The sequence below is a fragment of the Streptomyces sp. NBC_00207 genome, assembly GCF_045160965.1.
In the GTDB taxonomy this organism is placed as follows: Bacteria; Actinomycetota; Actinomycetes; order Streptomycetales; family Streptomycetaceae; genus Streptomyces.
Genome location: NZ_CP130715.1, coordinates 7,861,194 through 7,885,342, shown reverse-complemented (window position 1 = coordinate 7,885,342; position 24,149 = coordinate 7,861,194). Strand labels below are relative to the sequence as shown.

The window sequence follows — 24,149 nt, the reverse complement described above, 5'->3', positions numbered from 1 at the left end:
GCCGCCGCACCGCCGGCGAGGCCCTAAACTGGGGCGAATGCACCAGTTCACCGATCCTCAGGCTCCCCGTGACCCCTTCGTACGGGTCCGGGGCGCCCGGGAGCACAATCTGCGCGGCGTCGACGTGGACATCCCGCGCGACGCGCTGACCGTGTTCACCGGGGTGTCCGGGTCCGGCAAGAGCTCGCTCGCCTTCGGCACGCTCTATGCCGAGGCCCAGCGCCGCTACTTCGAATCGGTGGCCCCGTACGCCCGCCGGCTCATCCACCAGATCGGCGCCCCGAAGGTGGACTCCGTCACCGGGCTGCCGCCGGCCGTCTCGCTGGAGCAGCGCCGCTCCTCCCCCGGCTCGCGCTCCTCCGTCGGCACGGTGACCCTGCTGTCCAACTCCCTGCGGATGCTGTACTCCCGCGCCGGGACCTATCCCCCCGGCGCGGAGCGGCTCGACTCCGACGCCTTCTCGCCCAACACCGCCTCCGGCGCCTGCCCTTCGTGCCACGGGCTCGGCCGGATCCACCGCACCAGCGAAGAACTCCTGGTCCCGGACCCGAGCCTGTCGATCCGTCAGGGAGCCATCGCCGCCTGGCCCGGCGCCTGGCAGGGCAAGAACCTGCGGGACATCCTGGAGACGCTCGGCCACGACGTGGACCGGCCGTGGCGGGAGCTTCCGGCGAAGGACCGCGAGTGGATCCTGTTCACCGAGGAGCAGCCGGTGGTGACCGTGCACCCGGTGCGGGAGGCCGAGCGGATCCAGCGGCCGTACCAGGGCACGTACATGAGCGCCCACCGCTACGTCATGCGGACCTTCGCCGACAGCAAGAGCGCCACGCTGCGGGCGCGCGCCGAGAGGTTCCTCGCCGATTCGCCCTGCCCGGTGTGCGAAGGGCGGCGGCTGCGGCCGGCGGCCCTCGCCGTCACCTTCGCGGGGCGGACCATCGCGGAGCTGGCGGCGCTGGCACTGAGCGACCTGGACGCCGTACTGGCCGGGGCGCCTCTGGACGGGGAGGCCGCCCGGGTGCTCGCCGAGGACCTGCGCTCCCGGATCGGTCCGGTCACGGAGCTGGGACTGGGCTATCTGAGCCTGGACCGGACCGCGCCGAGCCTCTCCGCGGGTGAGCTGCAGCGCCTGCGGCTGGCGACGCAGCTGCGGTCGGGCCTGTTCGGCGTGGTGTACGTGCTGGACGAGCCGTCCGCGGGGCTGCACCCGGCCGACACCGAGGCGCTGCTGGGCGTACTGGACCGGCTGAAGGAGGCGGGGAACACCGTCTTCGTCGTCGAACACCATCTGGATGTGGTGCGGCACGCGGACTGGCTGGTGGACGTGGGGCCGCTGGCCGGGGAGCACGGCGGGCAGGTGCTCCACAGCGGGCCGCCGCAGGAGCTGGCCGGTGTGGAGGGGTCGGCGACGGCCCGGCACCTGTTCGCGGCGCGGGGGCCGGCCGCGGCGCCGCGGCCGGTGCGCACGGCGACCGGGGCGGTCCGCCTGACCGGGGTGGACCGGCACAACCTGCGGGACCTGGACGCACGGTTCCCGCTGGGGGTGTTCACGGCCGTGACCGGGGTGTCGGGGTCGGGGAAGTCCACGCTGGTGGGGCAGGTGCTGGCCCGCGAGGTCGGCGAGCGGCTCGCCGAGCCGGATTTTCCCGTACGGCGGCTCGTGGAGGTGGACCAGAAGCCGATCGGCCGGACCCCGCGGTCCAACCTGGCCACGTACACGGGCCTGTTCGACGTCGTGCGGCGGCTCTTCACGGCGGCGCCGGAGGCGAAGACCCGCGGCTGGAAGGCGGGCCGGTTCTCCTTCAACGTGGCGGGCGGCCGGTGCGAGACCTGCCAGGGCGAGGGCTTCGTGTCGGTGGAGCTGCTGTTCCTGCCGAGTACGTACGCCCCGTGCCCCGAGTGCGCCGGCGCCCGGTACAACTCCGAGACGCTGGAGGTGCGGTACGCGGGCCTGAACATCGCGGAGGTGCTCGGCCTGACGGTGGAGGCCGCGGCCGGCTTCTTCGCGGAGGTCCCGGCGGCGGCGCGCAGCCTGCGCGCACTGGAGGACATCGGGCTGGGCTACCTGCGGCTGGGGCAGCCGGCCACCGAGCTGTCGGGCGGCGAGGCGCAGCGGATCAAGCTGGCCACGGAGCTGCAGCGGCTGCGGCGGGACCACACGCTGTACCTGCTGGACGAGCCGACGACCGGCCTGCATCCGGCCGATGTACGGGTACTGCTGCGGCAGTTGCACAGGCTGGTGGACGCCGGGCACTCGGTGGTGGTCGTGGAGCACGACATGGATGTGGTGGCGGGCGCGGACTGGGTGATCGACCTCGGTCCGGGCGGCGGTACGGCGGGCGGCCGGGTGGTCGCGGAGGGCACCCCGGCTCAGGTGGCGGCGGCAGGCCGGGGCCGCACGGCGTCCTACCTGGCGCGGGCGCTCGACGGGTAGGGGGCGGGCGGGCTCCGGCCCGGCCGCAGCGCTCGGTGGGCGGTCGGGGGTGGCGGTCAGGTGGCGGTGGCCGCGACGCGCAGCAGGTTGTGGTCCGAGACCTTCGTGTCGAGGGGAAGGGCGTCGGCGCTCGCGGCCCGGAAGTGCGGGGCGCTGAGGAAGAGGTAGTCGAGCTTCTTCGCGCCGAAGGTCGTCTCGCCCGACCGGCACGCGGAGGTGGAGGCGGGCGGGCAGGCTGCGGGGTCGAAGAACTCCGGATCGCTCTCGTCGGCCTCGATGAAGGATCCGTGGGCGCCGTCCCCTCGTTCCGGCAGGTAGAAGCGCGACAGCGTGGCGGTGCGCGGGGAGTGGTTGAAGTCCCCGCCGAGGACGACGGCGAACCCGTCGTCCAGCCACTTGCGGGCCTGCTCCGCCAGCCGGTCGGCCTCGGGCACGGCGAGGGTCCCGTCGTCCCAGTAGAGGTGGACCGAGCAGGACCAGGTGGGCCGGTCCGAGAGGGAGGCCAGGGCGCAGGGCACCGTGATCGGTTCGCGTTCGCCGCCCACGGTCAGGTCGAGGTCGGCGGTGTCCGAGACCGGGCCGCGTACGAGAACGGCGTTCCCGTACGCGTGTCCTTCGCAGATGGCCGGGTTCCCGGGCGGCAGGGTGGCGGAGTAGAACCCGCCGTAGCCGAGCGGCCCCAGGCGGGCGAGGAGCGCGTCGTACTGGTGCTCGCACACTTCCTGGAGGAAGAGCTGTCCGGCACCCCAGACCGCAGGGTCGGCCTCGGCGGCCACGGCCGCGATCCGGCGGTCCGCGTCGTAGGCCGGGCCGGAGCACATGTTGCCGCAGATGTTGTAGCTGGTCAGCCGGACCGTGCCGGCAGCGATGCCGGCTTCGGTGGAAGCCGCGCGGACGGCGGCGGAGGCGGGGACGGTGGCGGGGGCCGCCGCAGCGGGAGGTCCGGGCGCGGCGAGGACGCAGAAGGCGGAGGTGACGGCGAGAACGGCCAGGGCGGCAGGGGTTCGGCGCACACCCGTGATCCTTCCCGCGGGCGCCTCCACTACCCCAACACCGGCCGCTCGTAGGCAGGATGACCGCCACGAAGTCCCATGCGGGTGACCGGGGACCGCAGGACTACACGTCCCCCGACAGCAGGTGCTGCGGCAGTTCGCGGAAGCTCCACTGGCCCCGGCGCCGGGTGAACTCCCAGACGAGGTCGTAACGGTCGGGCCAGGTCGCGGGGACACCGGGGACCTGGTGGGCGCCGAGGGCCCGGATCAGGCGGGGGACGCCACTGTGCTCCCAGCAGACGAGTACGGGCATGGGCGCGGTCAACACGGCCTTCACCAGGGCCGGTTCGGCCCCGACGGCGAATTCTCCGCGTACGGTGGTGTGCAGTGCGGTGGCCAGCGCCGCCACGGTCTGCCTGCACCGTGCCGGGGCGCGGACCTTGCCGCCGGCCGCGAAGACCGCGGCGGGGCGGGGCAGCGAGGAGCCCTTGGCCGGCGGGAAGAGGTGCGGGAGCTGCTCGGCCCGGCGCCAGCCGCGCCCGGCCAGCGAGCCGGGATCGTCCTCGCCCTCCTCGTCCCAGCCGGAGTCACCGGCGTACGGCTTCTCCGCGTGCCGGATCAGCATGATCAGGGCGTCCTTGGGCCCGGCCTCCGGGCCGGGCGCGGAAGTGCGGGGGTCTTCCCCGCCGGAGCAGCCGACCGCGGCCAGCGGGGCGAGGGCGGCGGCCAGTACGGCTCGGCGGCGCGGTCCGGACCCGGTGGGGGCTTGTGGCATGGGGCCACTGTCCCCCATGGCCCGGGCGCCGCCGGGGCGCGGCGCGAGCCGGGCTGTTCCGGTCAGCCGATCGGCGCAGGGCCGGCCCCGAGGGCGGCGCGCCCGCCCCCCTGCGGGGCGGGCGGCGGCGTACGGCCCGTACGGGCGCCCGGCCGGCGGATCGGGTGGGCCGATCGGGCCGGGACGGGGACCCGGCCCGGCGGCGGCACCCGGCCGCGGGCGCCCGTACGGGGGCTGGTGGGGCGGCTGCGGGGCCCCGGACCGGCGTCGCGGGACGCTCAGCGGGGGCCCTTGCGCACCGCCCGCAGCCACTCCTTGTTCATCGCGGCGATCGAAGGCAGCGGGATGCCCTTCGGGCAGGCCGTGGCGCATTCCCCGGTGAGGGTGCAGCCGCCGAAGCCCTCGTCGTCCATCCGGGCCACCATGTCCAGCACCCGGGTCTCCCGCTCCGGCGAGCCCTGCGGGAGGACGTTCAGGTGGTTGACCTTGGCGGAGGTGAAGAGCATCGCCGAGCCGTTGGGGCAGGCCGCCACGCACGCGCCGCAGCCGATGCACTCGGCGTGCTCGAAGGCGAAGTCGGCGTCGGCCTTGGGCACGGCGGTGGCGTGGGCCTCGGGGGCGGCGCCGGTCGGGGCGGTGATGTAGCCGCCGGCCTGGATGATCCGGTCGAAGGCGCCGCGGTCGACGACGAGGTCCTTGACCACCGGGAAGGCCGCGGCCCGCCAGGGTTCGACGTCGATCGTGTCGCCGTCGGTGAAGGAGCGCATGTGCAGCTGACAGGTGGTGGTGCGCTCCGGGCCGTGGGCGTCGCCGTTGATGACGAGGCTGCAGGCGCCGCAGATGCCCTCGCGGCAGTCGTGGTCGAAGGCGACCGGGTCCTCGCCGCGCAGGATGAGGTCCTCGTTGAGGGTGTCGAGCATCTCCAGGAAGGACATGTCCTCGGAGATCCCGTCGACCTCGTAGGAGGCCATGTGGCCGGGGGCGTCGGCGCCGCGCTGGCGCCAGACGCGCAGGGTGAGCTTCATGCGTAGCTCCGCTGGGTGGGGTGGACGTACTCGAAGACGAGGTCTTCCTTGTGCAGGACGGGGGCGGCGCCGGTGCCCTGGTACTCCCAGGCGGCGGCGTAGCCGAACTCCTCGTCGCGGCGGGCGGCCTCGCCGTCCGGGGTCTGGGACTCCTCGCGGAAGTGGCCTCCGCAGGATTCGGCACGGTGGAGGGCGTCAAGGCACATCAGCTCGGCGAGTTCGAGGTAGTCGACGATGCGGTTGGCCTTCTCCAGCGACTGGTTGAACTCCTCGCCGCTGCCGGGGACCTTGATGCGCTGCCAGAACTCCTCGCGGATCTCCGGGATCCGGGCGAGGGCCTTGCGCAGCCCTTCCTCGGTGCGGGACATGCCGCAGTACTCCCACATGAGCTCGCCGATCTCGCGGTGGAAGGAGTCCGGGGTGCGGTCGCCGTCCACGGCGAGCAGTTTGGCGAGGCAGTCGCGGACCTCCCGTACGGCGGCCGCGGCCTCGGGGTGGGTGTCGTCGACGACGTCCTGGTGTGGGTGGCGGGCCAGGTAGTCGTTGATGGTGGAGGGGAGCACGAAGTAGCCGTCGCCGAGGCCCTGCATCAGGGCGGAGGCGCCGAGGCGGTTGGCGCCGTGGTCGGAGAAGTTGGCCTCGCCGATCGCGAACAGGCCGGGGACGGTGGTCTGCAGGTCGTAGTCGACCCACAGGCCGCCCATCGTGTAGTGCACGGCGGGGTAGATCCGCATGGGGACCTCGTACGGGTTCTCCGCGGTGATCCGCTCGTACATGTCGAAGAGGTTGCCGTACTTCTCGGCGACCTTGTCGCGGCCCATGCGGCGGATGGCATCGGCGAAGTCGAGGTAGACGCCCTCGCCGCCGGGGCCGACGCCACGGCCCTCGTCGCAGACGTTCTTGGCGGCGCGGGAGGCGATGTCGCGGGGCACGAGATTGCCGAAGGAGGGGTAGATCCGCTCCAGGTAGTAGTCGCGCTCCGCTTCCGGGATCTCGGCCGCGGGGCGGGTGTCGCCCTTGGCCTTGGGGACCCAGATCCGGCCGTCGTTGCGCAAGGACTCGCTCATCAGGGTGAGCTTGGACTGGTGGTCGCCGGTGCGCGGGATACAGGTGGGGTGGATCTGGGTGAAGCAGGGGTTGGCGAAGTACGCGCCGCGCCGGTGCGCCCGCCAGACGGCGGTCGCGTTGGAGTTCATGGCGTTGGTGGAGAGGTAGAAGACGTTGCCGTAGCCGCCGCTCGCCAGGACCACCGCGTCCGCGTAGTGGGTGGAGATCTCGCCGGTGATCAGGTCGCGGGCCACGATGCCGCGGGCCACGCCGTCGACGACGACCAGGTCGAGCATCTCGGTGCGGGCGTGCATCTCGACGTTGCCCGCGGCGATCTGCCGGGAGAGGGCCTGGTAGGCGCCGAGGAGGAGCTGCTGGCCCGTCTGGCCGCGGGCGTAGAAGGTGCGGGAGACCTGGACGCCGCCGAAGGAGCGGGTGTCGAGGAGTCCGCCGTACTCGCGGGCGAAGGGGACGCCCTGGGCCACGCACTGGTCGATGATCTCGACGGAGATCTGGGCGAGGCGGTGCACGTTGGACTCGCGGGCGCGGAAGTCGCCGCCCTTGACGGTGTCGTAGAAGAGGCGGTGCACCGAGTCGCCGTCGTTGCGGTAGTTCTTGGCCGCGTTGATGCCGCCCTGGGCCGCGATGGAGTGGGCCCGGCGCGGGGAGTCGGAGAAGCAGAACTGGACGACGTGGTAGCCCTGTTCGGCGAGAGTGGCGCCGGCCGCGCCGCCGGCCAGGCCGGTGCCGACGACGATGATGCGGTGCTTGCGGCGGTTGGCGGGGTTGACGAGCTTGGCCTCGAAGCGGCGGCGGTCCCAGCGGTCGGCGATCGGACCTTCGGGGGCCTTGGTGTCGGCGACGGGCTCGCCTTCGGTGTAGTGGGCGTAGTCGTTGCTCATGGTCAGCTCACCACTCCGGTCATGACGGCGACGGGCACGGAGACGAAGCCCGCGAAGAGGACGAGGGCCAGGGCGTTGGCCAGGGACTTCAGCGCCCGGTCGCGTCGGGCGTTGCCCGCGCCGAGGGTCTGGGCGGCGCTCCAGAAGCCGTGCCGGACGTGCAGGCCGAGCGCGGCCATCGCCACGATGTAGATGGTGTTCCCGTACCAGGTGGAGAAGGTGGCGAGGACGTTCTCGTACGGGTGCCCGGCCCAGGCGCGCTCGTTGACGGTGAGCGTGGTGAGGTCGAGCAGGTGCCAGACGATGAAGAGGCCGAGGATGATGCCGCCCCAGCGCATGGTCCGGGTGGCGTAGCTCGCGCGGCGGCGCTTGTGCGCGTACTTGACCGGGCGGGCCTTGATGTCGCGCCGGCTGAGCTGGTAGGCGGACACGGCGTGGGCGACGACCGCGGCGAGGAGCACCACGCGGACGATCCACAGGGCCCACTCGTGGTGGAGGAAGGGCGAGCCGAGGGTGCGCAGCCAGTGGGCGTAGCCGTTGAACTCGTCCGAGCCGAAGAAGATCTTGAGGTTGCCGAGCATGTGCACGACGAGGTAGCCGAGCATGATCAGGCCGGAGACGGCCATCACGGACTTCTTGCCGACGGAGGAGTCCCAGAGTGTGCGCGTGGTGGACGGCCGTCGACCCGTCCGCGTTGCCAGAGCCATGTCTTCGACGGTAGGGACCGAGGCCCCGAAAGGTCCAAGACATGGAAGAGCTCAAATCAATAGGCATTTCCTATGGAGCGGGTTACGCTGGGCCGATGCAGTTCCAGCAGCTCCTGTACTTCGTGGCCGTCGCGGAGACCCGGCACTTCACCCGGGCCGCGGAGCGGGTGCACGTGGCCCAGCCCTCGCTCTCCCAGCAGATCAAGGCGCTCGAACGGGAGCTGGGGGCCGAGCTCTTCAGCCGGGCGCGCGGCAACATCGCGCTCACCGACGCGGGCGAGACACTGCTGCCGCTGGCCCGGCGGATCCTGGCGGACGCGGACACCGCGCGGCTGGAGGTGCAGGAACTGGCGCAGCTTCGGCGCGGGCGGGTCCGGCTGGGCGCCACCCCGAGCGTGTGCACGGGCCTGCTGCCGGACGTGCTGCGGGCCTTCCACGCCGCACATCCGGGGATCGAGCTGCTGATCGAGGAGAGCGGTTCGCTGGACCTCGTACGGGAGCTCGCGCGCGGGGCCCTGGACCTCGCCCTGATCGCGCTGCCGCTGCCGCCCTCGGCTCCGGCCCTGACCACGGTGGAACTGCTGACGGAGGACCTGGTGGTGGTCTCGTCGACGGAGCGGCCGGCGCCGGGCGGGGGCGGCGAGCTGACCGTACGGGGCCTGCGCGACGAGCCGATGGTGATGTTCCGGCACGGCTACGACCTCCGGGAGCTGACCGTGGCGGCCTGCCGCGCGGAGGGCTTCGAACCGGTCTTCACCGTGGAAGGCGGCGAGATGGACGCGGTCCTGGGCTTCGTCCGGGCGGGGCTGGGCATCGCGGTGGTCCCGGCGATGGTGGTGGACCGTGCCGGTCCCGGTCTGCGGGCGACCCCGCTGGCCGGATCCCCGCTGCGCCGCACGGTGGCCCTGGCCCACCGCACCGACGTGGCTCCCCCGCGCGCGGCCCGCGAGCTGAAGCGCATGCTGCTGGGCTGACCGCGGCGGGGGCCGGGCGCCGGTCACCGGCCGGCTTCGACCACCCGGTTCCCCCCGCTGCGGGCGGAGCGGACCTCACGTCGAAGGCGAGTCCGGGGCCGAGGCCGAGGCCGAAGGCGAGACCGGGGCCGGGGCCGGGGCCGGGGCCGACGCTATCGGCAGGGCCTTGTCGAGGCCGTCGGCCAGCATGCCGAAGGCCTGATCGGCGTCGGCCACGGCGGCCGGGTGGGCCTGGTCGGCGCTCCGGCCGGCGTCGAGCCGCCGCCAGTTCTCCCGGCCGAGCTCGTGGCGGACGGCAACCAGGTGGATCGCCGCCAGGCGGGCGGTGAGCGGCGGGACCGACTCCGCCTCGAGCACGGCGGCGAGCAGCTCCACCTCCCGGTCGGTGTAGTGGCCGAGCCGGGCCTGGAGGCTGGCGGTGCCGTAGAGCAGCCGCTGGAAGGCGAGCACCCCGGGGTGGTCGCACAGACCGGTGATCGGGTCCCGTTCGGCGAGGGCCGCCAGGAAATGGTCATGCAGCGCACCCACCGGCGTCCGACCGGCGGGCCGCTCGCGCACGATGCGCGCCGCCTCGTCCTGATGGTCGGCGAACCGGTCGAGCAGCAGGTCCTCCTTGCTCGGGAAGTACCGGAAGAGGGTGGGCTTGGAGACCTCGGCCGCCGCGGCGACATCCGCCACCGACACGGCGTCGAAGCCCCGCTCCAGGAAGAGTTCCAGCGCCGTCGCCGCCAGCTGGCGGCGCGTACGGAGCTTCTTGCTCTCGCGCAGACCTGTCGTGTTCTCCATGCCGAACAGCGTAGCACGAATTGGTGACTCAGTTATTTTTTTAACCGGGTTGCTTTTTCTGGCGGGGTCCGCTTTCCTTGAGACAACGACGAGGAGAGGACATCCGATGACCGACGTACTGATCGTGGGCTCCGGCCCTACAGGACTGACACTGGCCTGCGATCTCGCACTGCGCGGAGCGGCCGTGCGCGTCATCGACCAGCGGCCCGCGCCCCACCGTGAGTCACGTGGCAAGGGACTGCAGCCGGGCAGCCTCGAGATCTTCCGGGAACTGGGCGCGGCCGAGCCCCTCATCTCCACCGGCAACAGCAAGGTGGTCCTGCGCAAGTACTTCGACGGGGCACACGTCAACGACACCCTCATCGACGCCGGATTGCTGATCGGGCAGTGGCAGATCGAGGAGGCGCTGCGCGAGCGGCTCGCCGAGCTGGGCGTGCGGGTCGAGTGGGGGTCCCCGCTCGCCGGAATCACCCAGGACGCGGCCGGGGTCAGCGCCGAGCTCGCGGACGCCACCGTGATCGGCGCCCGCTATCTCGCCGGGTGCGACGGCGGGCACAGCACCACCCGCAAGCTCCTCGGCATCCCCTTCGAGGGAAGCGCGGAGGCCGAGCCGGCGATGGTGCTCGGGGATGTCAGGGCGTCCGGACTCAGCCGTGACGTCTGGCACCAGTGGTTCACCTCGGAAGGCGCCGGGATACTGCTCTGCCCCATGCCGGGGACGGACACCTTCCAGCTGCAGGCCTCGCCGGAGCAGGACGAGCACGGCGGACAGCTGCCGCCCTCGCTGGAGAGCTTCCAGCGGCTCTTCGACCGGCACGCCCGGATGCCCGGGATCCGGCTCGCGGATCCCACCTGGCTCTCCTCCTGGCGGGTCAACGTCCGCATGGCCACTCGGATGCGGGAGGGCCGGGTCTTCCTCGCCGGGGATGCCGCGCACGTGCACCCCATAGCCGGCGGGCTGGGTATGAACACCGGCATCCAGGACGCCGCCGCACTCGGCCGGACGCTGGCCGCCGCACTCAGCGGGCCGGCCGGCGAGGAGGTGCTCGACGGGTACGAGGCGAAGCGGCTGCCCGTGGCCGCCGAGGTTCTGGCCGACACGTCCCGGCGGTACGAGCGGGTCATGGAGGCCGTCCGGACGCCCGGCCTCGGGACGGAGGCCGGCCTGGACTGACCGGCGGGGTGGGGCCGCCCGGGCCGCCTCCGGCTCAGGCTCCAGCGCGGGGTTCAGGCTCCGGCTCGGGATTCGGGCGGTCCGGGGAAGGGAGGTCAGGAAGGCGTGGGCACCGCGTCCGACAGGGAGAGGGCGTGGATGCGGTCGGGGGCTCCGGGGCGGGCGTAGTACCAGCCCTGGGCGGTGTCGCAGCCGAGGGCACGCAGTTGGGCGGCCTGGGCACCGGTCTCCACGCCCTCCACGGTGACGGCGAGTTCGAGGCTGTGGGCGAGGGCGACGATCCCCTCCACGATCTTGACGTCGACCGGGTTGGCGGGCTGCTGCTGCATCCCCTGGGTGAAGGAGCGGTCGAGCTTGAGGACGCTGACCGGCAGGCGGCGCAGATTGGCGAGGTTCGAGTAGCCGGTGCCGAAGTCGTCGAGCGCGATGTCCACGCCCAGGGCGGCGAGCCGGCGCAGCGGCTCCAGGAGTTCGTCGTCGGCCCCTATCAGGGCGGATTCGGTGACCTCCAGGCACAGGGCGCCCGGGGCGAGGCCGGACTTCTCCAGCACCGCGACGGTGTCGGCGACCAGGCCCGGGTGGTGCAGCTGGGTCGGCGAGAGGTTGACATTGATCCGCAGGGCCGCGCCGCCGTTCTGGCACTGCCAGATCCGGGCCTGGCGGACGGACTCCTCCAGCACCCAGCGGCCGAGCGGCACGATCAGCCCGGTCCGTTCGGCGAGCGGGATGAAGCGGTCCGGGCCGAGCACCCCGTACTGCGGGTGCGACCAGCGCACCAGGGCCTCTGCGCCGCGCACGCTGCCGTCGCGCATGTGGACCAGCGGCTGGTACTCGATGAAGAACTCGCCGCGTTCCAGCGCCGCCGGCAGGGCGTTGGTCAGTCCGTGGCGGGTGATCGCGCGGGCGTCGGCCTCGGCGTCGGCGAATTCGAAGCGGTTGCCGCCGGCCGCCTTGGCCCGGTACATGGTGATGTCGGCGCTGCGCAGCACCTCCGCCGCGGTGCGCTCCTTGGCCGGGCCCTCGACGATCCCGATGCTGCCCCGGACCGTCAGCTCACGGCCCTCCAGCCGGATCGGCGTGGACAGGGCGGAGAGGATGCGGACGGCGAGGTCGGTCACCTTCTGCTCGGTGTCGGGGCCGGTGGTCAGGGCGACGAACTCGTCGCCGCCGAGCCGGGCGACGACCTCGCCGGGGCCGGTCGCGCAGCTCTGCAGCCGGTCGGCGACCTCCACCAGCAGCCGGTCACCCGCCGAGTGCCCGAGGCTGTCGTTGACCGCCTTGAAGCCGTCGAGGTCCAGGTAGCACAGGCCGTAGCGGCTGCCGCCGGCCCCGCCGAGGGCCTTCTCGAGCCGTTCGAAGAACAGCGTCCGGTTGGGCAGGCCGGTGAGGGCATCGTGGGTGGCCTCGTAGCGCAGGCGCAGGTTCAGCAGCCGGCGTTCGGTGGTGTCCTCCATCAGCGCCAGCTGGTACTGCGGCTTGCCGTCGGCGTCGCGCAGCAGCGAGACCGTGAGGTTGGTCCAGAGGACGGTTCCGTCGTGCCGGTAGTACGGCTTCTCCACGCGGTAGCTCTCGCGCTCGCCGCGCACCAGTTCCCCGTACATCCGCCAGACGTGCGGGGTGTCGTCCGGGTGGCCCCACTCGCTGACGTTGCGGCTGCGGACGTGGCCCTCCAGGCCGCCGAACATCTGCAGGAGCGTGTCGTTGACCTCCAGCACGTTCCCGTCGAGGTCGGCGATGCCGATGCCGACGGCCGCGCCCTCGAAGACGGCCCGGAAGCGCTCCTCGCTCGCGTGCAGGGCCTGCTGGGCGTCGGTGCGGGCGGTCAGCGCGGAGCGGGCGATGGCCTCCTGCTCCCGGAGGGTGCGCTCGCGCAGGGCGCGGGCGTATCCCGCCGCGATGCCGTGCTGGAGCCGGGCACAGCGCGACCGGTACTCCTCGGTGCCCGCCACGCCGCAGCCCTCGGGTCCCTCCGGGCCGCAGTAGAGCACCAGGTACGACTCGACCACGCCGAGGGTGCCGGCCAGGGCCTCCGGGTCGGTGCAGTGCACGGCGACGAGTTCCGCCCCCACGCGCTGGGCGACGGCGGCGTCGAAGGGGCGGGCGCGCAGGGCCTCGGTGAGCGTCCGGGTGAGCGGCACCAGGTGCCGCTCGAACTCGGTGCGGGTGAGCGAGGTGGCCGTGACCGGGAAGATCGCCCGGCCCCAGATGGTCGCGAAGCGGGCGATCCGGTCCTCGATGCCGCCGTGGGGGGCCGCGGCGCCGGCGGCCGGCGTTGCGGCCGGTACTGCAGCCGGTGCGAGGACGGGCGCCACGGCGGCGTCCGGGGCGCCCGCGGTCTGTGCCGGAAGTCTCACGCCTTGCGTCCCACTCCGCCGAAGCCGGAAAAGGCGTACGGGTCCTCCGCCGTCTCGCCCTCCGCCTCGCCGCCGGGTCTGTCCGGCCGCCAGTCGGGCATGGAGACCAGTCCGGGCTCCAGCAGCTCGAAGCCGTCGAAGAACGCTCCGATCTGCGGCCCGGTGCGCATGACGAGCGGGTTGCGGATGTCCCGGTAGACGTCGACGACGCCGCCCGCGACCTCCTCCGTGAGCGGGATCCCCTCGTAGGAGGCGTGCGTGAGGATCAGCATGCTGCCGGGGGCCAGGGCGTCGCGCAGTCCGGCGACGGCGGCGTACGGGTCGTCCGAGTCCTCCAGGAAGTGCAGGACGGCGACGAGCAGCAGGGCGACCGGGCGTTCGAGGTCGAGCAGCCGGTCGACCTCGGGGGCGGCCAGGATCTCCTTCGGCTTGCGCAGGTCGGCGGCGACGATGTCGGTGCGGTCGTCCTCGCCGAGGACGGCCCGGCTGTGCGCGACGGCCACCGGGTCGTGGTCGACGTAGACCACGCGCGCCTCGGGGCTGGCGGCCTGGGCGACCTCGTGGACATTGCCGAAGGTGGGGATGCCGGAGCCGATGTCGAGGAACTGCGTGACGCCCTCGGCGACGGCGTGCCGGACGGCGCGGCGCATGAATGCCCGGTTGGCCTGCATGATCTTGGGCAGTCCCGGCATGAATTCCATGGCGCGGCGGGCCGCCTGGCGGTCGACCTCGAAATTGTGGGACCCGCCCAGGTAGTAATCGTAGATGCGGGACACGCTGGGCACCGATATGTCGATGCCTGGCGGGGCCCAGGCGGGGCGCTCCATCGGGGTCTCCAAGCGTTGTTCCTGCGGCGGTCCGTCCGAGGTCGGACTCCTGTCCGAGCCGAATGTACTGATCATTGCCCAACAGGGCGAGCAAAAGCGGAAATTGGCGATCCGTTCTTCGTCACACACCAAAGGCGTCCGGCACGCCCTGCGGGGCGAATGACCGATACCGACAAATCCCTTTTGGGAATTGACCGGCGGGTGATCGGGCTCGCCGCAGGACCGGCCCGAGACTGGCTCAAACCTCACGGGTCGCCACTCCACCCGTTCAGGCGAACCGGGGCCGAGCCTCGCGTGCGCGAGCGCGCGCGAGCCCATGCTCCCCGGGTGAACAGAGCCTGTGCCAAGCGCCTGCTGGCGGTCCCGGTCCTGCTGTGGGCGGCCCTGTCCGCCACGCCGGCCGTGGCTGATAGCTGCGCCTACGCGACGACCTGCTCCGGCGACGCCGCGACCGCCACCTCGGTGGTCGCGGTGGCCGGCGGAGGCGGCCGCGGAGGCGGCTCGGGTGGCGGACATCACGGTGACGACCGCGGCTCCGGCCACGGAAGGGACCACGGAAGGGATCACGGCGGGGGCCGTGGCGGGGACCGTGGCGGGGACCACGGCGGGGGCCGTCACGGCGGTCCCCACTGCCCGCCGCCTCCGCCGCCCCCGCCGTGTCCACCGAAGCCGCCACCACCACCGCCGCCTCCGCCGCCGAAGCCCACGCCACCGCCCGAGCCGCCGCCCCCTCCACCACCGCCCACGCCCGCCCCGCCCCCGAAGCCCACGCCACCGCCTCCGCCCAAGCCGGCGCCGAAACCCGTACCCAAGCCCGTCCTGCCCCCACCACCTCCGCCGAAACCCACGCCCCAGCCGCCCCGCGCGGCCAAGGCCCCCGCACCGCCCCCGCCCGCCCCCGTGGTGACGCCGCCGCCGCCGAAGCCGGTGGCTCGCCCGGCCTACCACGCGCCGGCCCGCAAACCGGTGGAGCACCACATCTCTCCGGTGACCTTCACCCTGCTGACCGCGGCTCCCGCGGTGCTCGCGATCGTCGCGCTGCGCCCGCGCTAGCCCGCCCCACCTGAAACAGATCGGGAGTCATCTTGTCGGAATGGCTCGTCCTGTCCCTCGCGATGGCAGCGGCCTGTGCCGTGGTGCTGTCCATCGCCTTCTTCAATCACCGCAGGATCGGCGAGGACGACGATCCGAACGAAACTCCGGACGTCATCGAATACATGACGATGATGATCGGCGTGATCTACGCGATCGTGCTGGGCCTGGCGATCGCCGGCGTCTGGGAGGCGCGCGGCGCCGCCCAGGAGTACGTGCGCCAGGAGGCGCAGGCCCTCCACGAGATCAGTGTCCGCTCCGAGGTCTACCCGGCCGAGGTGCGCAAGAAGATCCGGTCCGACGTCGATGCGTACGTGACGTACGTGGTGGACACCGAGTGGAAGGAGATGGCCGACCACGGCGACCTCACGGACCGCGGCGGTGAGCTGCTGGAACGTATCCGCCGGGACGTCACCGACTACGAGCCGCAGACCGACCACGAGGGGCAGGCGTACCAGCCGCTGGTCGACCAGGTCGCGGTGGCGGACGACGCCCGCAGTGCGCGCGGCCAGAGCGCCGGGGCCACCATGCCCGGGGTGGTGTGGTTCGGGCTGATCACGGGCGCCCTGGTGACGGTGGGGCTGATCTTCACGCTGCAGATCAGGCGGTCGTTCCGGGAGATGCTGCTGGCCGGCCTCTTCAGCGCGCTCATCGCGTTCCTGCTGTTCCTGATCTGGGACTTCGACGCGCCCTTCGGGCGGGGCATCGCCGCCACCGCCGAACCCTTCCTCGCGCAGTTCCCGCACCTGGACCTCGGCGGTTGACAGCCGTCCGGCAGGCGGCCGACCGCCGCCCGGCAAACCGGGGACGGGCCTCCCGTCCCCGGTTCGGCCTACGGCCATGCCCCATTCGCCCGTTCCTGATCGCGGGTCACCGCACCCGCACCTAGCGTGGCGGACATCGAGGCGCACGACCCCCCACGTGCGGAAACCGTTCCGCGGCTGCTCCTCGGGGATCCGGAGACTCAACCATGGGTGCGATACGCAGCTCCGTCACCGTTCTGCTCAGCGCCGGCGCCACGGGCGCCGTACTCGCGCTCGGTGCCCTCGGCGCGTCCGGCGCGACCGCGGCCGAGGCGCGCCAGGTCACCTCGTTCGGCTTCACCCTCACCCCCTCCACCGTGGCCCCGGGCGGGCAGACGGTGCTCGCGGTCAGCGGCTGCAACGCCGCCTACTCCACCGCTTCCTCCGGGGTCTTCGACACCGTGAGCATCGCGCGCGGGCAGACCGTGCGGGTCAACGTGGACCGGGACGCCCGGCCCGGGGCCGTCTACTCCGTCTCCTTCACCTGCAACGGGGAGAGCGGGTCGGCCGATCTGACGATCGCCGGCGGCACGACCCGGCCGACCACGAGTTCTACGCGGACCGCCACCATCATCGCCCCGAGGGCCCTCAATCCCACGAACGCCACCGTCGCCAATTCCGCCCGCGGTGTCCGCGGCGGCCTCGGCGGCAGCGTGGCCGGCATGGATCCGGTGGAGCTCGGCGCCGGCGCCTGCCTGTTCCTCGCCGCCGCGGGCGGCACCGCGTACGCCCTGCGCCGCAGGAGCTCCGGCCGCGGCCACTGAAGAACCCGCCCGTGTTCCCTGCAACGGGAACACGGGCGGGGAACGCCTGACCGGGGAGGCGGGCCGGTCAGGCCCGGCTGCGGAGCGGACGGCGGCGGCGCATCACGTGGGCCCCCGCGCCGAGCGCCGCGGCGCCGACGAGGCCCGCGCCGATGGCGGTCTCGGCGGTGGACGGGCCGAAGGATCCGCCGATGCCGCCCTGCGAGGGGTTGCCTTCGAGGATGGTGAAGCGGTGCGTGGCGACCAGGTTGCTGTCGTTGCACCGGACCGAGAGCGTGTGGTGGCCGGGCGAGGCGTGGTTGAAGATCCGGACGTTCGCGAAGCCGATCGACCCGGCGGACAGGTTGGCCGGCGGAAAGTTTCCGTGCGAGGAGACGGTACCGCCGTGTCCGCAGCCGGCCGCGCTCACCTGCATGGTGGATCCCTGGTGCACGGCGTACGGGTTGACCGAGATGTTGCTGGGACCGCCGTTCCCGCCCTGACCACCGGGGTTCTGGTTCGCGGAGGCGAACGGGACACTGAGGCCGATCGCGGCGCAGGCTGCCGCCGTCACGGTTAGAGCGCGCAAGACACGCATGGTGGAACCTCCAGCGGGAAGCGCCCCGGAGCGTCGGCCCCGGATGATCGACGAGAACGCCTCCCACGTCGAACCCTCCGGTCGCCCCGCAAGCTCCGCATTTCCGGCTTTGGGCCGCCCGGTTGAGCGACACGCCGAAGCACGGACGGCGGAGCTGACGGATCCGCAGGTCACGACCCGTCAGGCATTTATGTGACGATTACCTGGATGGACGCACCCCTTCCGGCCCCCTGCGGCGCCGCGTCCACCCGTTCGCACCTTCCCCCTCGCCGTCCCGCCGACTCGCCCTTAGCGTGCGTGAGGTAGGGCGTACGGGGGCGGGACAGGAACGCGGGTCGGGACCCCCGCGTCGGGAAGGGAGAACGATGGGCGAGGACGAGACCGGGCAGTCACGCAAACGCTCACCGTGGGGCGTACTCGCCCTGGTCATGCTCACCGGCCTCGCCATGGTGCGGAACGGGGTGGACGTCGGCGGCGGACCGCCCCAGCCCACCGCGGCCTCGGCCGTGGCGGTGACGGCCGACCAGCTGCCGGCGAATCCGCCGCTGCCGCCCGCGGGCATGGAGGTGCTGCAGCACTCGTCGGTGCAGCGCATCCGGATTCCCACGATCAACGTGGACGCGCCGGTGATGACGGTCGGGCTGGACGCGCAGGGCTGGATCGACGCACCGCCGCCCCAGGACCGCAATCTCGCCGGCTGGTACCTCAACGGCATCTCGCCGGGCCAGCGCGGCTCGGCGGTGATCGTGGGCCACGTGGACAACGCGCAGGGCCCGGCGGTCTTCTACGGCCTGGGCTCGGTCAAGCCGGGCAACCGCATCGAGGTGGAGCGGTACGACGGGCGCACGGCCGTGTTCGAGGTCTACGGCGTGGAGGTGTTCTCCAAGGAGGCGTTCCCCGGAGCCCGGGTGTACGGGGACACCGGGCATCCGGAACTGCGGGTGATCACGTGCGGCGGCGGCTACTCGAAGGCCCGGGGCTACGACGGCAACGTGGTCGTCTTCGCCCGCATGGTGGAGGCCCGCTGAGTCCTCTACCGGCCCGGACCGGGCCGCTCAGCGGGGCGGCAGCGTCGGAAGGGTCATCCGGTAGCCCCGCGCCAGCAGTTGGGGCAGGTACGAGGAGATGGCCTGGACGCTCTGCGAGCGGTTGCCGCCCGCGTCGTGCGACAGGACGATCACGCCGGGTCCCGCGCCGCCGAGGACCCGGGAGATGATCGTGCCGGTCCCGGGTTCCTTCCAGTCCAGGGTGTCCACGGTCCAGGCGAGCGGCTCCATGCCCAGCTCGGCCCCGATCTCGAAGGCGGCCCGGTTCCACGCCCCGTACGGCGCCCGGAACCACACCGGCGCCTCGCCGACGCTCTTCTGGACGACCTCGCTCGTGCGGCCGATCTCGGAGGCGAGGGCGGGCCGGCTGAGTTTGGGGATGAGCGGGTGGGTCCAGGTGTGGTTGCCGATGACGTGTCCTTCGGCGACCATCCGGCGCAGCAGGTTCGGGTTCTCCGCGGCCATCTCCCCGCAGACGAAGAACATCGCGCGTACCCCGTACCGGGCGAGGGTGTCGAGGATGCCCGGGGTGTAGCGGGGGTCGGGGCCGTCGTCGAAGGTGAGGACCATGGCGCTCGCCGTGGTCGCGTCGGCCGGGAGCTCCAGGATGGGCCGGGTCCGGACGGCCGGCTTCACGGCGCCCGGCCGGGCGGGGGCGTCGGAGGTCATGGGGCGCAGCCGGTAGGCCTTCTCGGGCAGCCCCTGGGGGAAGGCGGCCCCGGGTGCTCCCGCCGCGGGATTCGGCCCCGGCCCGGCGGCGCCACCCGGCGCACCGCCGGCACCGCCCGCCCGCGGCATGCCGGGCGTACCGGGCGCTGCGCCCTCGCCGCCCGAAGAGACCAGGCCCGCGGCGGCCGCGACTCCGAGGAAGACGGCGGTGCGCAGGAGCGCGCGCCGCCCTACTGTCGGCTCGTCATTTTTCATTATTACTACGTATCAACGACATCGCCGCAGATGTCGAGAGGCGCGGACGCGCCCCGTCCCCGTCACCCGCCCGGACCAGCCGGTGCGGCGGGTCAGCCGCGCCGCACCAGGGGGAACGGGAGGGTCTCGCGGATCGTCAGGCCAGTGAGGAACATGACCAGGCGGTCCACCCCGATGCCCAGGCCGCCCGTCGGCGGCATCGCGTACTCCAGCGCGTCCAGGAAGTCGTTGTCGAGCTCCATGGCCTCCGGGTCGCCGCCCGCCGCGAGCAGGGACTGGGCGGTGAGCCTGCGCCGCTGCTCGACGGGGTCGGTCAGCTCCGAGTACGCGGTGCCCAGTTCGGTGCCGAAGGCGACCAGGTCCCAGCGCTCGGCGAGCCTCGGGTCCTTGCGGTGCTGGCGGGTGAGCGGGGAGACGTCGGTGGGGAAGTCCTTGTAGAAGGTGGGCAGTTTGGTCTTCTCCTCCACCAGCCGTTCGTACATCTCCAGGACCACGTCGCCGCGGGTGTCCTCGGGGGCGTGCGGCACTGCGGCCCGGTCGCACAGCCTGCGCAGTACGTGCTCCTCGGTGTCGGCGTCGACCTCCTCGCCGAGGGCCTCGCTGATGGCCCCGTACATGGTCTTGACCGGCCAGGGTCCCGAGATGTCGTGGACGACGAGCTTCCCGTCCGCACCCGCCTTGTGGGCGATCGGGGAGCCGAAGGCGGCGGTGGCGGCGCCCTGGATCAGTTCTCGCGTGAGGTCGAGCATCACGTCGTAGTCGGCGAAGGCCTGGTAGGCCTCCAGCATGGTGAATTCGGGGTTGTGCTTGTAGGAGACGCCCTCGTTGCGGAAGGTGCGGCCCATTTCGAAGACCTTCTCCATGCCGCCGACGCACAGCCGTTTCAGGTACAGCTCGGGGGCGATGCGCAGGTACAGGTCGAGGTCGTAGGCGTTGATGTGGGTGCGGAAGGGCCGGGCGTTGGCTCCGCCGTGGATCTGCTGGAGCATCGGGGTCTCGACCTCCAGGTAGCCGCGCTCCAGCAGCCCCTGGCGCAGGGCCTGGACGGCGCTGGACCGGGCCCGTACGACGTCCCGCGCCTCGGGGCTCGCGACGAGGTCGAGGTAGCGGCGCCGGACCCGGGCCTCGGGGTCGGCGAGTCCCTTGCGCTTGTCGGGCAGGGGGCGCAGGCACTTGCCGGTGAGCTGCCAGGACCGGACCAGGAGGGAGGGCTCGCCGGCCTTGCTGGCACCGGCCTCGCCGCTCACGAGGACGTGGTCGCCGAAGTCGACCTGGGAGGTGAAGGAGTCCAGCACGTCGCTCCCGGATTCGTCGCGGGTCAGCATGAGCTGTATGTCCCCGGACCAGTCGCGCAGGACGGCGAAGACCACGCCGCCGAGGTCGCGCACGACCATCACGCGCCCGGCGAGGGTGGCCTGTTCGCCGGACCGGGCGGCGGGCGGGAGGCCCGGGTGGGCGGCCTTCAGCTGGGCGGCGGTGTGGGTGCGCGGGCGGATCCCCACCGGGTAGGGGTCGGTGCCGGCCGCCCGGATGCGTTCCATCTTGGCGTGGCGGACGCGGACCTGCTCGGGCAGCCGCTCGGCCGCGGCGGGGCCCTCGCCCTCCTCCCCCACGGCGTCCAGCCCCAGGGAGTCGATGGAGGGCAGCCCTTCGGTGGTGGCGGGGTTGGTGAGTCCCTTGGGGTGGCCGTTGCCCCACAGGGTGCGCAGGCTGGGTACGGAGACGAAGCCTTCGGCGATGCCGGAGGCGAGGCTGACCCGGGCAAGCGAGCCGGCGTCCTGGTAGCAGAGGAACCGCGGGTACCACTCGGGGCCGTACTTGACGTTCGAGCGGTACAGCGCCTCCAGCTGCCACCAGCGGGAGAAGAACAGCAGCAGCCTGCGCCACAGCTTGAGGACGGGTCCGGCGCCGATCCGGCCGCCCTCCTCGAAGGCGGAGCGGAAGACGGCGAAGTTCAGGGAGATCCGCCGGACGCCCAGGCCGGGGGCCGCGGCGCACAGCTGGGCGACCATGAACTCCATGACCCCGTTCGGGGCTGCGCGGTCGCGGCGCATCAGGTCGAGGGAGATGCCGTCCTTGCCCCAGGGGACGAAGGAGAGCAGGGCGATCAGTTCGCCTTGTGCGTCGAAGGCCTCGACCAGCAGGCAGTCCCCGTCGGCGGGGTCGCCGAGCCGGTCCAGGGCCATGGAGAAACCGCGTTCGGTCTCGGTGTCCCGCCAGCGGTCCGCCCGGTCGACGATGGTCTGCATCTCGTCCTCGGAGAGGGCCGAGTGACGGCGGATGAGGGTGGTGGCGCCGGCCCGCTTGACCCGGTTGACGGCCTGGCGGGTGACGCGCATGTCCCGGCCGTCGAGGTCGAAGTGGGCGACCTGCAGGATGGCCTCGTCGCCGAGCTGCAGGGCGCTCAGTCCGGAGCGGGCGTAGGCGGTGGCGCCGACCTCGGAGGCGCCCATGACGGCGGGCTGCCAGCCGTAGCGGCGGGCCACGGCCAGCCATGCGTCGACGGCCGCGGTCCAGGCGGCGGGGTCGCCCACCGGGTCCCCGCTCGCGAGGCAGACGCCGGCTTCGACGCGGTAGGTGACGGCGGCCTTGCCGTTCGGGGCGAAGACCACGGCCTTGTCGCGCCGGGTGGCGAAGTAGCCGAGCGAGTCGCCCCGCCCGTAGGCGCCGAGGAGGGCGCGGATGCGGGGTTCCTCGTCCCCGTGCAGGGCGGCGGTCAGCCGCTGGGAGCGGAAGAGGGTGGCGGCTGCGTTCAGCAGGGCGAGGGCGCCGAAGAGGCCGAGCAGGAAGGACAGCGGGCGGGGCGGGCGGCCGTCGAACTCGCGGGCCGAGAAGAGGCCGCCGAAGACCTCCTTGGCGGCCCAGTCCAGCCACTGGCCCTTGGGCAGCGTGCCGGGGAAGAGGGCGACGAGCCCCCAGCCCACGAGGACGGCGGCGAGCAGGCCGAGGCCCAGCACGAACAGGGCGTGCCACAGGGCTCCCGGCCGGGAGGCGGCGTAGAACTCGTCACGGGCGGCGATCAGCACGGCCATGGCGGCGACGGCGATGGCCATGGAGGGGACGCCGATCCAGTAGTCGCCGACGGCCATGTCCAGCACGTCGTCGAGGATCAGCAGGGCCAAATAGGTGATGACGATCCACCAGGCGACCTTCTTGCGGGTGCCGAGGGCCGCGGCGAGGAGGAAGAGGAAGACGGCGTAGGCGAGGTTCGCGCTGACCGGGACGACGATCAGGTCGAGGAACCGCACGACGTGCCGCAGGAGCCGCCGCAGCGTCGGGGAGAGCGAGAGCAGCGCGCACAGCAGGCCGAGGGCTCCGAAGAACGCGCCGAACCCGTCGGGCACCCGGTTCAGGAAGCGGTTCCGGGTCCCGCGCGTCTCCTCCACGGTGGCACTCATGGTTCGCACTGTAGGGAGGCCCGCGCCGGTGCGCGCGCCGAGCGGAGCGGGGCATCGCCTCGCCCCGGCAGGGTGACGGGCACGCGAACACGGGATGCGAACGCGGCATCGACGGACCGAAGGTGGTCCCCACCGGGTCGACGGGTCCGCGTCCGCACTGCGGGCGGCGGCCTGCGCGGCGGGGCCGGCCCGGCGGCGGAACGCGCCGTCGGCGCTGGTGCACGTCCAGCCGGTGATGCCGGCCGGGGCGCCCCGGGCTCGCCCGGGGCCGGCACGGAACCGTCGCTCCCTACTCGGCGAGGGTGAGGCCGTCCTTGGCCGCGCCGCGGCTGAGCACGGCCTCGATGATGTCCTCCCGCGCGCTCTCGTGGTCGTCCCGGTCGGAGGGCCGTGCGAGGTTGACGACCCGGCCGGCGGACAGGTCCATCATCTGCGGCACGAACTCGGCCTTGGTGACCTGCCAGCGCTGCCCGGCGGCGGCCGGCGGAGCGAAGGTGAAGCGGCCGATCGAGCCGTAGTTGCCCCGCATGTCGCGGGCGCCCGTGTAGTTGAACATCTCGCCCGCGACCTGGTCGCCCATGCCGTAGATGATCCAGGTCCCGTTGACCTTCTCGTAGGGCTGCGGGATGTGCGCGTGCGTGCCGAGGATCATGTCGATGTCCGGCCGGCCGCCGGTCTGCGAGGCGGTCAGCGCCTTGCCGAGCGAGAGCTGGGTCTCGTCCGGCTCGGTCTGCCACTCCGTGCCCCAGTGCACGCTCACGAGCACCACGTCCGCGCCCGCCTTCCGGGCGGCCCGCGCATCCGCGATGATCTTGTCCTGCTTCATCAGGTTGACCGCCCACGGCTGGCCCTCGGGCAGCGGGTAGCCGTTGGTGTCGTAGGTGTACGCGAGGTGCGCCACCTTGGCGGAGCCGGCCGTGTACGTGGTCACCGTGGCCGCCTCGGCCGCCGTGCGGGCCGAACCGGCGTGCTTCAGCCCGACCTTGTCGAAGCGGTCCAGGGTGCGGCGCAGCCCTGCGGCCCCGTCGTCGAGGGTGTGGTTCGAGGCCGTCGAGCAGCCGTCGTACCCGGCGTCCTTCAGCCCGTCGGCGACCTCCGGCGGGGACTTGAAGGCCGGGTAGCCGGAGAACGGCCCGCCCTCCTCCCCGTAGATGGTCTCCATGTGGCAGAGGGCCAGGTCGGCCGCGGAGACCACGGGCTTGACGCCGGAGAACATCGGCCTGAAGTCGTAGCCGTCCCCGTCCGCGTCGTTCGACGCGCGCTGGATGACGGAGGTGTGCGGCAGCACGTCTCCGCTCGCGACCAGGGTGAAGCCCTTGCCGGCCGGGGAGCCGGCGGCGCTGGAGGGGGCCGGTCCGTCGGGGTTCCCGAGGCGGGCCGGTGCGGGGGCGCCGGAGCCCGAGCATCCGGCTGCGGCCGCGGACAGGAGGAGGGCCGACAGGAGGGCGACCGCCTGGGGCCGGGTTCGGTTGGTCATCTACCCAGCTCTCATTAATACGACTATCTGATATGTGATCACCTGCAATCCATAGAAACAGACGCCACAAGTCA

Annotated in this window: 19 protein-coding genes; 7 read left to right on the top strand and 12 right to left on the bottom strand. The window is 72.7% G+C overall.

What is annotated here, in order from left to right; all coding sequences use genetic code 11:
• The first annotated feature begins 37 nt into the window (after positions 1-37).
• Positions 38-2,431 (top strand): ABC transporter, encoded by a 2,394-nt coding sequence (locus tag OG472_RS36380; protein ID WP_405942501.1) that lies wholly within the window; start codon positions 38-40, stop codon positions 2,429-2,431.
• Positions 2,432-2,487: 56 nt separating this feature from the next.
• On the opposite strand, the gene OG472_RS36375 is transcribed toward OG472_RS36380, so the two are convergent.
• The 5 genes from OG472_RS36375 to OG472_RS36355 form a co-directional block, all read right to left on the bottom strand.
• Positions 2,488-3,444, bottom strand: a complete 957-nt coding sequence (locus OG472_RS36375) for an endonuclease/exonuclease/phosphatase family protein (protein ID WP_401605616.1) — start codon at positions 3,442-3,444, stop codon at positions 2,488-2,490.
• Between the two features lie 103 nt (positions 3,445-3,547).
• A complete protein-coding gene (locus tag OG472_RS36370; protein ID WP_405942500.1) occupies positions 3,548-4,198 on the bottom strand; it encodes a hypothetical protein in 651 nt (216 codons plus the stop codon).
• A 278-nt stretch (positions 4,199-4,476) separates the two neighbouring features.
• Complete coding sequence (locus tag OG472_RS36365; protein ID WP_401605612.1) at positions 4,477-5,223, bottom strand: succinate dehydrogenase/fumarate reductase iron-sulfur subunit; 747 nt, start codon at positions 5,221-5,223, stop codon at positions 4,477-4,479.
• Positions 5,220-7,172 (bottom strand): fumarate reductase/succinate dehydrogenase flavoprotein subunit, encoded by a 1,953-nt coding sequence (locus OG472_RS36360; protein WP_401605610.1) that lies wholly within the window; start codon positions 7,170-7,172, stop codon positions 5,220-5,222. Before OG472_RS36360 ends, OG472_RS36365 begins: the two co-directional genes overlap by 4 nt.
• A gap of 2 nt (positions 7,173-7,174) precedes the next feature.
• Positions 7,175-7,879, bottom strand: coding sequence for a succinate dehydrogenase (locus tag OG472_RS36355; protein ID WP_401605609.1), 705 nt, complete (start codon positions 7,877-7,879; stop codon positions 7,175-7,177).
• 95 nt (positions 7,880-7,974) lie between these two features.
• Here OG472_RS36355 and OG472_RS36350 point away from each other — a divergent pair, with 95 nt between their 5' ends.
• Entirely contained in the window at positions 7,975-8,853 is an 879-nt protein-coding gene (locus OG472_RS36350; protein ID WP_383575935.1) for a LysR family transcriptional regulator, read from the top strand.
• A gap of 75 nt (positions 8,854-8,928) precedes the next feature.
• Here OG472_RS36350 and OG472_RS36345 read toward each other — a convergent pair whose 3' ends face one another.
• Positions 8,929-9,639 (bottom strand): TetR/AcrR family transcriptional regulator, encoded by a 711-nt coding sequence (locus OG472_RS36345; protein WP_405942499.1) that lies wholly within the window; start codon positions 9,637-9,639, stop codon positions 8,929-8,931.
• Positions 9,640-9,745: 106 nt separating this feature from the next.
• Here OG472_RS36345 and OG472_RS36340 point away from each other — a divergent pair, with 106 nt between their 5' ends.
• Complete coding sequence (locus OG472_RS36340) at positions 9,746-10,813, top strand: FAD-dependent monooxygenase (RefSeq protein ID WP_405833162.1); 1,068 nt, start codon at positions 9,746-9,748, stop codon at positions 10,811-10,813.
• A 95-nt stretch (positions 10,814-10,908) separates the two neighbouring features.
• Here OG472_RS36340 and OG472_RS36335 read toward each other — a convergent pair whose 3' ends face one another.
• Entirely contained in the window at positions 10,909-13,050 is a 2,142-nt protein-coding gene (locus OG472_RS36335; RefSeq protein ID WP_401606453.1) for a putative bifunctional diguanylate cyclase/phosphodiesterase, read from the bottom strand.
• 113 nt (positions 13,051-13,163) lie between these two features.
• Complete coding sequence (locus OG472_RS36330; RefSeq protein WP_405943234.1) at positions 13,164-13,994, bottom strand: SAM-dependent methyltransferase; 831 nt, start codon at positions 13,992-13,994, stop codon at positions 13,164-13,166.
• A gap of 900 nt (positions 13,995-14,894) precedes the next feature.
• On the opposite strand from OG472_RS36330, the gene OG472_RS36325 reads away from it, so the two are divergent.
• The 3 genes from OG472_RS36325 (at position 14,895) to OG472_RS36315 (ending at position 16,653) form a co-directional block, all read left to right on the top strand.
• On the top strand, positions 14,895-15,047 hold the full coding sequence (locus OG472_RS36325; protein ID WP_327418259.1) for a hypothetical protein: 153 nt from the start codon (positions 14,895-14,897) through the stop codon (positions 15,045-15,047).
• 32 nt (positions 15,048-15,079) lie between these two features.
• Entirely contained in the window at positions 15,080-15,850 is a 771-nt protein-coding gene (locus tag OG472_RS36320; RefSeq protein ID WP_405942498.1) for a hypothetical protein, read from the top strand.
• A 206-nt stretch (positions 15,851-16,056) separates the two neighbouring features.
• On the top strand, positions 16,057-16,653 hold the full coding sequence (locus tag OG472_RS36315) for a hypothetical protein (protein ID WP_405942497.1): 597 nt from the start codon (positions 16,057-16,059) through the stop codon (positions 16,651-16,653).
• Positions 16,654-16,720: 67 nt separating this feature from the next.
• Here OG472_RS36315 and OG472_RS36310 read toward each other — a convergent pair whose 3' ends face one another.
• Positions 16,721-17,230, bottom strand: coding sequence for a hypothetical protein (locus tag OG472_RS36310; RefSeq protein ID WP_383575948.1), 510 nt, complete (start codon positions 17,228-17,230; stop codon positions 16,721-16,723).
• Between the two features lie 365 nt (positions 17,231-17,595).
• Between OG472_RS36310 and OG472_RS36305 the strand changes: the two genes are divergently transcribed.
• A complete protein-coding gene (locus OG472_RS36305; RefSeq protein WP_383575950.1) occupies positions 17,596-18,258 on the top strand; it encodes a class F sortase in 663 nt (220 codons plus the stop codon).
• A 27-nt stretch (positions 18,259-18,285) separates the two neighbouring features.
• On the opposite strand, the gene OG472_RS36300 is transcribed toward OG472_RS36305, so the two are convergent.
• From OG472_RS36300 to OG472_RS36290, 3 genes are all read right to left on the bottom strand, one after another.
• The gene (locus OG472_RS36300; RefSeq protein WP_401605594.1) at positions 18,286-19,200 is read right to left on the bottom strand and encodes a polysaccharide deacetylase family protein; all 915 of its coding nucleotides are present in this window, start codon (positions 19,198-19,200) and stop codon (positions 18,286-18,288) included.
• Positions 19,201-19,292: 92 nt separating this feature from the next.
• Positions 19,293-22,598, bottom strand: a complete 3,306-nt coding sequence (lysX, locus tag OG472_RS36295) for a bifunctional lysylphosphatidylglycerol synthetase/lysine--tRNA ligase LysX (protein ID WP_405833154.1) — start codon at positions 22,596-22,598, stop codon at positions 19,293-19,295.
• A 289-nt stretch (positions 22,599-22,887) separates the two neighbouring features.
• Complete coding sequence (locus OG472_RS36290; RefSeq protein WP_401605589.1) at positions 22,888-24,075, bottom strand: CapA family protein; 1,188 nt, start codon at positions 24,073-24,075, stop codon at positions 22,888-22,890.
• Positions 24,076-24,149: the final 74 nt, after the last annotated feature.

Bases quoted from the DNA above. Each gene is read 5' to 3' on its own strand.
- OG472_RS36340 (WP_405833162.1), top strand. From the start codon at position 9,746: ATGACCGACGTACTGATCGTGGGCTCCGGCCCTACAGGACTGACACTG.
- OG472_RS36305 (WP_383575950.1), top strand. From the start codon at position 17,596: ATGGGCGAGGACGAGACCGGGCAGTCACGCAAACGCTCACCGTGGGGC.
- OG472_RS36290 (WP_401605589.1), bottom strand. From the start codon at position 24,075: ATGACCAACCGAACCCGGCCCCAGGCGGTCGCCCTCCTGTCGGCCCTC.
- OG472_RS36380 (WP_405942501.1), top strand. From the start codon at position 38: ATGCACCAGTTCACCGATCCTCAGGCTCCCCGTGACCCCTTCGTACGG.
- OG472_RS36370 (WP_405942500.1), bottom strand. From the start codon at position 4,198: ATGCCACAAGCCCCCACCGGGTCCGGACCGCGCCGCCGAGCCGTACTG.
- OG472_RS36330 (WP_405943234.1), bottom strand. From the start codon at position 13,994: ATGGAGCGCCCCGCCTGGGCCCCGCCAGGCATCGACATATCGGTGCCC.
- OG472_RS36365 (WP_401605612.1), bottom strand. From the start codon at position 5,223: ATGAAGCTCACCCTGCGCGTCTGGCGCCAGCGCGGCGCCGACGCCCCC.
- OG472_RS36350 (WP_383575935.1), top strand. From the start codon at position 7,975: ATGCAGTTCCAGCAGCTCCTGTACTTCGTGGCCGTCGCGGAGACCCGG.
- OG472_RS36300 (WP_401605594.1), bottom strand. From the start codon at position 19,200: ATGAAAAATGACGAGCCGACAGTAGGGCGGCGCGCGCTCCTGCGCACC.
- OG472_RS36360 (WP_401605610.1), bottom strand. From the start codon at position 7,172: ATGAGCAACGACTACGCCCACTACACCGAAGGCGAGCCCGTCGCCGAC.
- OG472_RS36310 (WP_383575948.1), bottom strand. From the start codon at position 17,230: ATGCGTGTCTTGCGCGCTCTAACCGTGACGGCGGCAGCCTGCGCCGCG.
- OG472_RS36315 (WP_405942497.1), top strand. From the start codon at position 16,057: ATGGGTGCGATACGCAGCTCCGTCACCGTTCTGCTCAGCGCCGGCGCC.
- OG472_RS36345 (WP_405942499.1), bottom strand. From the start codon at position 9,639: ATGGAGAACACGACAGGTCTGCGCGAGAGCAAGAAGCTCCGTACGCGC.
- OG472_RS36355 (WP_401605609.1), bottom strand. From the start codon at position 7,879: ATGGCTCTGGCAACGCGGACGGGTCGACGGCCGTCCACCACGCGCACA.
- lysX (WP_405833154.1), bottom strand. From the start codon at position 22,598: ATGAGTGCCACCGTGGAGGAGACGCGCGGGACCCGGAACCGCTTCCTG.